This is a genomic window from Acinetobacter sp. AL9, assembly GCF_041464035.1.
Lineage (GTDB): Bacteria > Pseudomonadota > Gammaproteobacteria > Pseudomonadales > Moraxellaceae > Acinetobacter > Acinetobacter towneri.
Genome location: NZ_JAYFSK010000080.1, coordinates 1 through 8,546, shown reverse-complemented (window position 1 = coordinate 8,546; position 8,546 = coordinate 1). Strand labels below are relative to the sequence as shown.

Annotated in this window: 10 protein-coding genes; 5 read left to right on the top strand and 5 right to left on the bottom strand. The window is 40.1% G+C overall.

Features of this window, described 5'->3' with window-relative positions:
• Positions 1-255 precede the first annotated feature (255 nt).
• From recR to ACEO2X_RS12665, 3 genes are all read right to left on the bottom strand, one after another.
• Positions 256-852: a recombination mediator RecR gene (gene recR, locus ACEO2X_RS12675; protein ID WP_004976618.1), complete on the bottom strand. Its 597-nt coding sequence runs from the start codon at positions 850-852 to the stop codon at positions 256-258.
• A gap of 10 nt (positions 853-862) precedes the next feature.
• A complete protein-coding gene (locus ACEO2X_RS12670; protein WP_004976621.1) occupies positions 863-1,192 on the bottom strand; it encodes a YbaB/EbfC family nucleoid-associated protein in 330 nt (109 codons plus the stop codon).
• Between the two features lie 330 nt (positions 1,193-1,522).
• Positions 1,523-2,710 (bottom strand): O-succinylhomoserine sulfhydrylase, encoded by a 1,188-nt coding sequence (locus ACEO2X_RS12665; protein WP_096901446.1) that lies wholly within the window; start codon positions 2,708-2,710, stop codon positions 1,523-1,525.
• Between the two features lie 151 nt (positions 2,711-2,861).
• On the opposite strand from ACEO2X_RS12665, the gene ACEO2X_RS12660 reads away from it, so the two are divergent.
• The 5 genes from ACEO2X_RS12660 to ACEO2X_RS12640 all read left to right on the top strand — a co-directional run bounded on the left by ACEO2X_RS12660 (position 2,862) and on the right by ACEO2X_RS12640 (position 7,075).
• Positions 2,862-3,956 (top strand): alpha/beta fold hydrolase, encoded by a 1,095-nt coding sequence (locus tag ACEO2X_RS12660; RefSeq protein WP_131261453.1) that lies wholly within the window; start codon positions 2,862-2,864, stop codon positions 3,954-3,956.
• 13 nt (positions 3,957-3,969) lie between these two features.
• A complete protein-coding gene (locus ACEO2X_RS12655; protein ID WP_371972102.1) occupies positions 3,970-4,842 on the top strand; it encodes an NAD(P)-dependent oxidoreductase in 873 nt (290 codons plus the stop codon).
• An 85-nt stretch (positions 4,843-4,927) separates the two neighbouring features.
• Positions 4,928-5,197, top strand: a complete 270-nt coding sequence (locus ACEO2X_RS12650) for a YARHG domain-containing protein (RefSeq protein ID WP_136144520.1) — start codon at positions 4,928-4,930, stop codon at positions 5,195-5,197.
• Positions 5,198-5,235: 38 nt separating this feature from the next.
• Positions 5,236-5,649 (top strand): HIT family protein, encoded by a 414-nt coding sequence (locus ACEO2X_RS12645; RefSeq protein WP_004976632.1) that lies wholly within the window; start codon positions 5,236-5,238, stop codon positions 5,647-5,649.
• A 355-nt stretch (positions 5,650-6,004) separates the two neighbouring features.
• Positions 6,005-7,075, top strand: coding sequence for a porin (locus ACEO2X_RS12640; RefSeq protein ID WP_179996395.1), 1,071 nt, complete (start codon positions 6,005-6,007; stop codon positions 7,073-7,075).
• A gap of 150 nt (positions 7,076-7,225) precedes the next feature.
• On the opposite strand, the gene ACEO2X_RS12635 is transcribed toward ACEO2X_RS12640, so the two are convergent.
• Positions 7,226-7,828 carry a YidB family protein gene (locus ACEO2X_RS12635; protein WP_371972101.1) on the bottom strand — a complete coding sequence of 201 codons (603 nt, stop codon included), beginning with the start codon at positions 7,826-7,828 and terminating at the stop codon, positions 7,226-7,228.
• 118 nt (positions 7,829-7,946) lie between these two features.
• Positions 7,947-8,546, bottom strand: a 600-nt coding sequence (locus ACEO2X_RS12630) for a transposase (RefSeq protein ID WP_371972100.1), incomplete at its 5' end; no start/stop codon positions are given.

Genomic DNA, 8,546 nt, shown 5'->3' with positions numbered 1-8,546 from the left:
GTCATGAGAAAGCCCATATAAATGGGTAATGTACAAGTTGCTGTAGAAGCATGTTTAATTCGTCTGATCACAGATACTTTATAAAGTATTTTAATACTTTTTTGAATCCGTCAATGCGTAAGTCCTACTTAATTTGATTTTTTATTGGCTTTAAAGGCAAGTAGTCCTTTTCATGGATGATTTATCAATTGATTATTCATATAAAATAGCCACACATGCGAAATAAACATCCACATGAAATAAGCACCTAAATGCTTATTTCATTCGCATCCGATTATGCACCGCCTGACTTAAAGTATGGCTATCGACATATTCAAGTTCGCCACCTTGCGGCACACCTTGCGCAATACGGGTCATCTGCACAGGCAAATGTTTGGTCGCTTCTGCCAAATAGTGCGCTGTCGCCTGACCTTCTACGGTTGCATTGGTCGCCAAAATGACTTCGGTAATGTTGCCATCACTTAAACGCTGAACCAGATATGGAATACCAATTTCGTCAGGCCCAATGCCATCTAATGGCGATAAATGCCCACCTAAAACATGGTATTTGCCACGAAAACTGCCGCTTTGCTCAATCGCCATGACATCGGCCGGAGATTCCACCACGCAAAGTAAGTGTGCATCACGATCATGTGAGGCGCAAATATTGCAGACTTCATCTTCCGTTAATGAGTGACAAATTGAACATTCATGAATATAGCTAGTAGCTTCGTTCAAAGCATGAGCCAAACCGACTGCACCTTCTCTATTTTTCATAATCAGGTGCAATGCCATGCGTTGAGCCGATTTTGGCCCAACACTTGGCAAAATGCGTAGCGCTTGTACCAGTTGATCAAAACGATCACTAAACATACGCCGTTCCTTAGAATAAACCAGCCAAGCCCGGTGGCAAGCCCATGCCTGAGTTTGCAGACTTCATTTTTTCTTCAGAAATTGCTTCGGCTTGACGGGCAGCATCATTCATTGCAGCGGCAATCAAATCTTCAATCATGTCTGCATCGTCTTGCAATAATTCAGGGTTGATTTCAATGCGTTTGACCACATTACGGCAAGTCATCGTCACTTTCACTAAACCACCGCCCGCTTCTGCATGCACTTCAGTTTGCGCAAGTTCTTCTTTGGCTTTTTTAATGTTGTTTTCCACTTCTTTTTGCATGCGCTGTGCTTGCTGCATCAACATATTAATGTTCATAAAAATCTCCGAACAAATGATCTATTGAGGGTCTGTTGACAATTCGTCTATGTTTGCGACAACGCATATTTTTTAGCTGATATAAGGCATGAGGCAGGAAGTTTAGTCATTCTAAATGACTGACTCATAACGCAATAGCAGCAAAAAATATGCTTGTCCCCTTGCGCAGCAAACAAAGCAATGCTTTGTTCTCGCTAATGTGGCTAAAACTTTCTCAGATTGCGTTATGAAACTTGGCAATAGACCCACTATTCCCTGCGTTTCATGCCTGATCTGCTCAGTTTTAGTCTACAGCGCAAGCCATTTATGAAATGTCAACAGACCCTAGTTTTAAATGAGGTCTAAACCGCGCTCGATGTCGCGAATAATATCATCAATATCTTCCAAGCCAACAGAAACACGAATTAAACCTTCGCTGATGCCTGCTGCTTGTTTGGCTTCTGGGGTCATTCTACCATGCGATGTTGTTGCAGGATGAGTAATGGTTGATTTTACATCCCCTAAGTTACTGGTGATAGATAGGAAGCGTGTGTTGTCAATCACAGTCCACGCGCCTTCACGCTCGCCTTTTACCACAAAAGATACAACACCACCAAAGCCAGACTGTTGCTTTTTCGCCAACTCATGCCCCGCGTGATGCGGCAAGCCTGCATAATACACTTTTTCAACTTTTGGATGTGCATCTAGCCACTCGGCAAGTTTTTGTGCGCTGGCACAATGTGCTTTCATCCGCAGGCTTAAAGTTTCTAAACCTTTTAAGAAGATCCATGCGTTAAATGGACTTAATGAGTTACCCAAAGTACGAATCACACCGTTGATTTCTTCAACCAGTTTGTCTTTACCTACCACAGCGCCGCCTAAAGCACGTCCCTGCCCATCAATATATTTGGTCGATGAGTAGATAATTAGGTCAGCACCAAATTTAATTGGTTGTTGTAAAACTGGGGTACAGAAGGTGTTATCAACTGCAAATAAAGCATTATTTGCATGTGCAATATCGGCAATGGCTTGTAAATCGCCTACTTGTGCCAATGGATTCGATGGCGTTTCAATAAATAAAAGACGTGTGTTTGGACGAATGGCTTGTTTCCAGCTGTCTAAATCTTCTAAATCAACAAAAGTGACATCGACACCAAACTTCATCACGTATTTTTCAAATAGTGAAATGATCGAGCCAAATACAGCACGTGAACAGACTACATGATCACCCGCTTTAAGATAAGCCAAAGTGATCGCATGAACGGCCGCCATACCCGAACTTGTCGCAACCGCACGTTCTGCACCATCTAATACTGCCAAGCGTTTTTCAAAAGCCTGTACAGTTGGATTGGTATAACGTGAATAGGTATTGCCTTCAATTTCACCTGAGAATTTTGCAGCTGCATCGGCAGCATTTTCACAAACAAATGATGAAGTCAGGAAAATTGGCTCACTGTGTTCGCCTTCAATTGTACGGTTGTGTCCGGTACGAATTGCCAAAGTATCTAATTGATATTCAATGTCGTCGTGTTGACTCATCTTTACTGCTCAGCCCTAAACTTAGTCCTAAGACCTGTTTGTTAAATAATTGCCAACATTTTGAGCGCCAAGCGCATTTAAGGTCAAGGTAAAATGTATAAATATCACTTAGACTTCATTCAAATCGGCGCCACGTGTGATGGAACACCTCATGAATCAGCTACAAAGAAAATTTAATCCGCACCGAAAAAAGCTTAAAAACCTCAGCACTCGTTTATTTAAAAGCCGTGATTTGATCTTATCTCAGACCACGCCATACGACATCGTGGCACGTTATAAGTATGCGCAGATTCGCTATTACGCTTCGCCAGATAAGCAATATAAAGAGCCGCTGGTTTTTGTTGCGCCTTTAGCAATTACCATGTCGATTTATGACTTATATCCTTATCGCTCTTTAGTGAAACATTTTCAGCATAGCGGTTTTGATGTGTATTTGGTTGATTGGGGACAATTGACCTATCAACATTGTCATTTAAATTTTATGGCTTTTATTCAGGATGCAATCCCTAATTGTATTCAACTCATTTTACAACACGCCAAAGTCGAACAAATTTCACTACATGGTTGGAGTATGGCGGGTATTTTTGCCATGCTTTATACCGCCGACCAACAAACAACTCATATTAAAAACTTGATGGTTTTGGGTAGCCCTGTAGATAGCTATGCTTCGGGGCGGGTTGGTAAACTCTTTCAACTGACCAATCAACTGATTTCTAAATATCCCAAATTGCAACATGCCTTTTATTCAGGAAAAATTCCAAAGCATTTAATTCATACACCGGGTTTAATCAATGCGATTGGTTTTAAGATTTTAGACCCTAGAGCATGGCTGGAAAGCAATAAACAGATGCTGTCGAATCTGCACGACTTACAAACCTTGCATGAAAACGCAACTTTAGCCAATTTTTTAAATAATATGATTGATTATCCGGGTGGGATTAATCAGGACATGGTATTGAATGTATGGCTGCAAAACCCACTCAAACAAGGTCATATTCAACTCAAACAACATCAGATAGACCTTAAAAATATTCATTGTTCACTTTTGGTCGGTGCGGGTGATAGCGATCAAATTGTCACTGCTGAAGCTGCTCAACCTTTATGTGAATTGACAAGTAGTACCGATGTCACGTTTACTCTTATTCCAGGTGGACATTTGGGTTTAATGTCCAGTCAAAAAAGTGCCAATGAATTCTGGCCTAAACTGACCACTTGGTTAGAACAACGATCTAGCAAAATTGCATAAAGAGAGCAAAAACATGATTCAATCTGTTGCATTTATTGGCTTAGGCGCAATGGGCTACCGCATGTCAGCCCATTTACCTAAACATTTTGATACGGTCTATGTCTGGAATCGTAACTTTGCCAAAGCCGAGCAACATGCTGCTGAATACGGCACACAAGCGGTTGAATTGGCTCAAGCGGTTCAGGCAGATATTATTTTTTCTTGCTTGCCTACCAGTACCGAAGTTGAAAACCTGATTGCACAAGTTCCGCTGAAAGCAGGTTCAGTCTGGGTCGATTGCACCAGTGGCGTACCCGAAAGTGCTAAAAAATTGGTACAACAACTTGAAGCACAACAGATCGACTTTTTAGATGCACCTGTAAGCGGACAAACCATTGGTGCAGAAAATGCCACATTAACAGTCATGATTGGCGGTAAAGCTGCTGCTTTTGAAAAAGCCCTACCTGCAATTCAGGCTTTTGGTAAAGTGATTCAGCATGTGGGTGAACCTGGTGCTGGCTTTGCCGTAAAAGCGGTGAACAATATGTTAATGGCAGTAAGTTTGTGTGCTGCAGCTGAAGGCTTTACCACCTTAAAAGCGCATGGCGTAAACTTAAATCAGGCCTTGCAATGCATTAATGCTTCGAGCGGTAAAAGCGCAGTAACGGAAATGATTTTGCCGCAGCGAGTACTGAACCGTGCTTTTCCAAAGACTTTTGCTCTGCCTTTACTGGCCAAAGACACAGGAATCGCATTGGATTTAGTCCGTGAAGCAGCTTTGCCTGCACCTGTATTGGCTTTAACCCAAAGCCTGATTCAGGCAGCGAATTTAACCGCAGAAAAAGACAGTGATTTTTCCACTGCTGTGAAAATGTATGAATTATGGAGTAATATTACCCTAGAGTAAGAACTCGCCATTGAATATGCAGCCATAAACCCAATAATGTGTATTAAGTGGCTAGTCACACCATCATTAAATAGAGGAAACTCTTATGAACAAGTTTAGCATTGCCGTATTTGCAAGCCTTGCAACTTTAATTGGGGCAAGTTCAACTGCTTTTGCATCCGAACAAGAATGTCAAAAACTTAAAAATGACCACGATGTTATTTATGCATCTAAAGGGTTCTGCTTCAAAGACCCAGAAGCTAAAGCACGTTTTGGTAATGACAACTGCTATACAACCAAACCTAAGTTTTCTGAAAAAGAACAACAACGTCTTGACGCAATCAAAGAACGTCAAAAAGAACTGAACTGTAAATAACCGTTCTGAAATATCAAAGCTGAATTTAAGGAATCATAATGGCTTACGATGATCAAAATATTTTTGCAAGAATTCTACGTGGCGAACTTCCTGCAATTAAAGTGTATGAAGATGACCAAGTTCTTGCGTTTATGGACATCATGCCGCAAGCCGATGGTCACACTCTTGTGATTCCTAAAACGCCTGCGGTGACTTTACTGGACTTACCTGCAGATGCAGCAGCATATACCATTCAAATTGTGCAAAAAATTGCAAAAGCAATGCAGCAAGCTTTGGGTGTAGATGGTATCGTGTTAATGCAATTGTCAGGTACAAGCGCAGGTCAAACTGTCCCCCACGTGCATTTTCACTTAATTCCGACGTCGGTACATCAGCTTGGGAAACATGCTGCACAAATGGGCGACCAAGACAAAATTAAAGCCCAAGCGGAAAAAATTAAAGCAGCGCTCTAAAATATTTCCAAAATAAGCAGCAAAAATGAATGGAGCACCTGCTCCATTTTTTTCATCTCATACTTTAACCCTGCATTTTTTCAAGCAGTTTATGACAATAGCATTTCAGTCTGCTTGCAATTAAGTTATTCATTTCATATATTTTTTCTAAATTTAAAAACTCAGTCACTAAAAAATGCGAATAAAAGTAAGTTTTTGATCTAATTTGTACTTTTTAATAATTTTGAAATATTTCCTTAATATTACTGTCGCATTTGTAAGGAATACTTAGCACCAATAGAGAACAGCGGTAGATCAACCCTACTTCTGAACAATGTTTAGGACTAAAAAACAATAGTCTGTATTGGAGCTACACATGAAAAAAACGCTTTGCGCATTAGCAGTTGGGGCAACCTTTTTAACACCAGCATTAGCGATGGCTGCTGATGTTAAAGTTTATGGTCGTGCACACGTATCTTTAGACTATCTTGATGATGGTAAAGACTACAACGAAGTTGGTCTTTCTTCTAACTCATCACGTTTAGGCTTCAAAGCTGAACAAAAATTAGAAAATGGCATGACTGTTTTTGGTCAAATTGAACAAGAAATTAACTTTGCTAGCGGCGAAAAAGACGACAAAGGTGTTAAATTTGCTACTCGTGATACCTTTGTAGGTTTAAAAGGTGATTTTGGTCAAGCGCGTGTAGGTCGTTTTGACAGCCCATTCAAAGTTGCTCGCGGTCCAGTCAACTTCTTTGGCGATATGGTTGGTGATATCCGTAACGTAACCCGTGCTGATATGAACTTTGATGAGCGTAATGCCAATACAATTGAGTATAAAACTCCTAAATTTGGTGGTGGTTTTAACGTACTTGCTGCAGTTTCAATGCACGAAAACGTAAACCCGAGCTATGATGCCTCAAGTAAAACTAAAACTGATTATGATGATAAAGCTTATGATCTAGCTTTAACTTATAAAGAAGGTAAAGTTGATTTTGCTGCTGCTTATGAGCACTATGAAGAAGGCGCTGCTAAAAAAGCTGAACGTGATGGTTTCCGTGTAGCGGCAGCATATAAAATTACACCTGAATTTAACTTGGGTGCATTATATCAATACTTAACGCATGATGATGATAAAACAAATCCAGATGCGCAAGTGTTCGGTGTGGCAGCTGACTATAAAGTTGCGCCTAAAACTTATGTACGTGGTCAAGTCTTCCACCGTGACGTAGATGCTGACGAGAAAAACTCAACTTTGTTAGCTGTTGGTGTAGAGCACCGTTTAGATAAGGCAGTACGAGTATATGCTAACCTTGCAACCATGCTAAATGATGAAAAAACCAACAAAACACCATGGAAAGAAGGTCGTAGCTTTGGTAATACTATCTCTGGTGTAAATGGTGAAGATGCTACTGCTCTTTCTTTAGGTTTCCGTTACGACTTCTAAGTCTGAACCAAAACTTAAAATATAAAAACACGCTTCGGCGTGTTTTTTATGCTCTACTGTTTTAGCTATATTTAGAAACAGGTAAAAAAGCCAGCAAATTTGCTGGCTTTGTTTATCCAAATCTCTTTTACTAAGCTGGATTTTTCAGTATTAACGCTTTAAAAAACCAGACACTAAATTCATGACTTGTTGAATATCGTCGTTGGCTTCTTGTTTACTGGTTTGCTCACCTTGTGGTGTCAATGAATCAATAATTTGCGGCAATACTGCAGAAATCGCATTATAAATATCTTGCTTTGGCGCCTGAGTTTGCTGTGCGACCTGCTCTACATCGGCATCATCAAATAAACTTTGTACTTGTTCAGTACCTACATGCGCATTTTCACCTGGGCCTGTAGACACCCAATCATCCACCTGACTGGTTAAGCCTTGTCCTTTGAGTTTATCCAAAGCACCTTGCAAGCCACCCTGTTTTTGAATCCATGCCAACACCAAAGGCAAAACTGCAATCAATAAACTTTGTGTACCTGAAGCACCTGTAGCAGAACGCTGTTGTTGCCCACCTAACTGACCTAGTACCGAACCAAGAATGCCACCCAAGCCGCCTTGCGCAGATTGTTGGTTATTACCACCAAGTTGCCCCAAAACCGAACCTAAAATACCACCCAATCCACCTTGAGATTGATTAGATTGCTGATTCGCGCCCAATGCCTGCTTTGCTAAAATTTCAACAATATTGCTTAAATTGGTCATTTTATTTTCCTCATAATGCCCTTATGACAGCATACGAAGTTTTGACTGAATTGCGCACTTGAAATTGTTAAATTTTACAATATTCTAAATTTGTTAAGCAGTTAGGACTTACGCACTATTATTTATAGATTCTCTGTGGTAGCAGATGATTTTTATCGAGAATAAAGTCATCAATGAAGTTTTTGATAACTGGTCTAAATAATTTCTTCTGCCAACGATATACATTTTCAAAGATCCGCTCAAACTGGTTCTTTTGTATCTCGACGTAGGCCATCAAGGCTGAAAAAATATGATTCAAAATCAGTTTAGATCGTCTTACTTGAAACTTTTCAATATGACAAACCTGTTTAATCACCCGGTGATATTGCTCTATTTTCCAATGACTTGAATGTAATTCATGAAAACCCTCAAAGGACAATAAATCATCTTCATCTTGATGCACAATATAAAACCTCTGCTGTTCTTTTAACTGAGTCTTAAATAATTGTACAAAGCCAAAATCTTTGAGCCAGACCACTTGACCTTGATGGAAATTTGGCAATAAACGCAGTTGAAACCATTGTCCTTTTTCTGGGGAAACCTTACGGTTACAGTCGATACCAAACATAAATCGAATACCATATTTTCTTATGGTTTTTAGATTTCCAGTCGATGAATACCAACTATCACCTGTAATAAATTGAATCTTTGCACCCCAACTGAGTACTTCACTTAACAT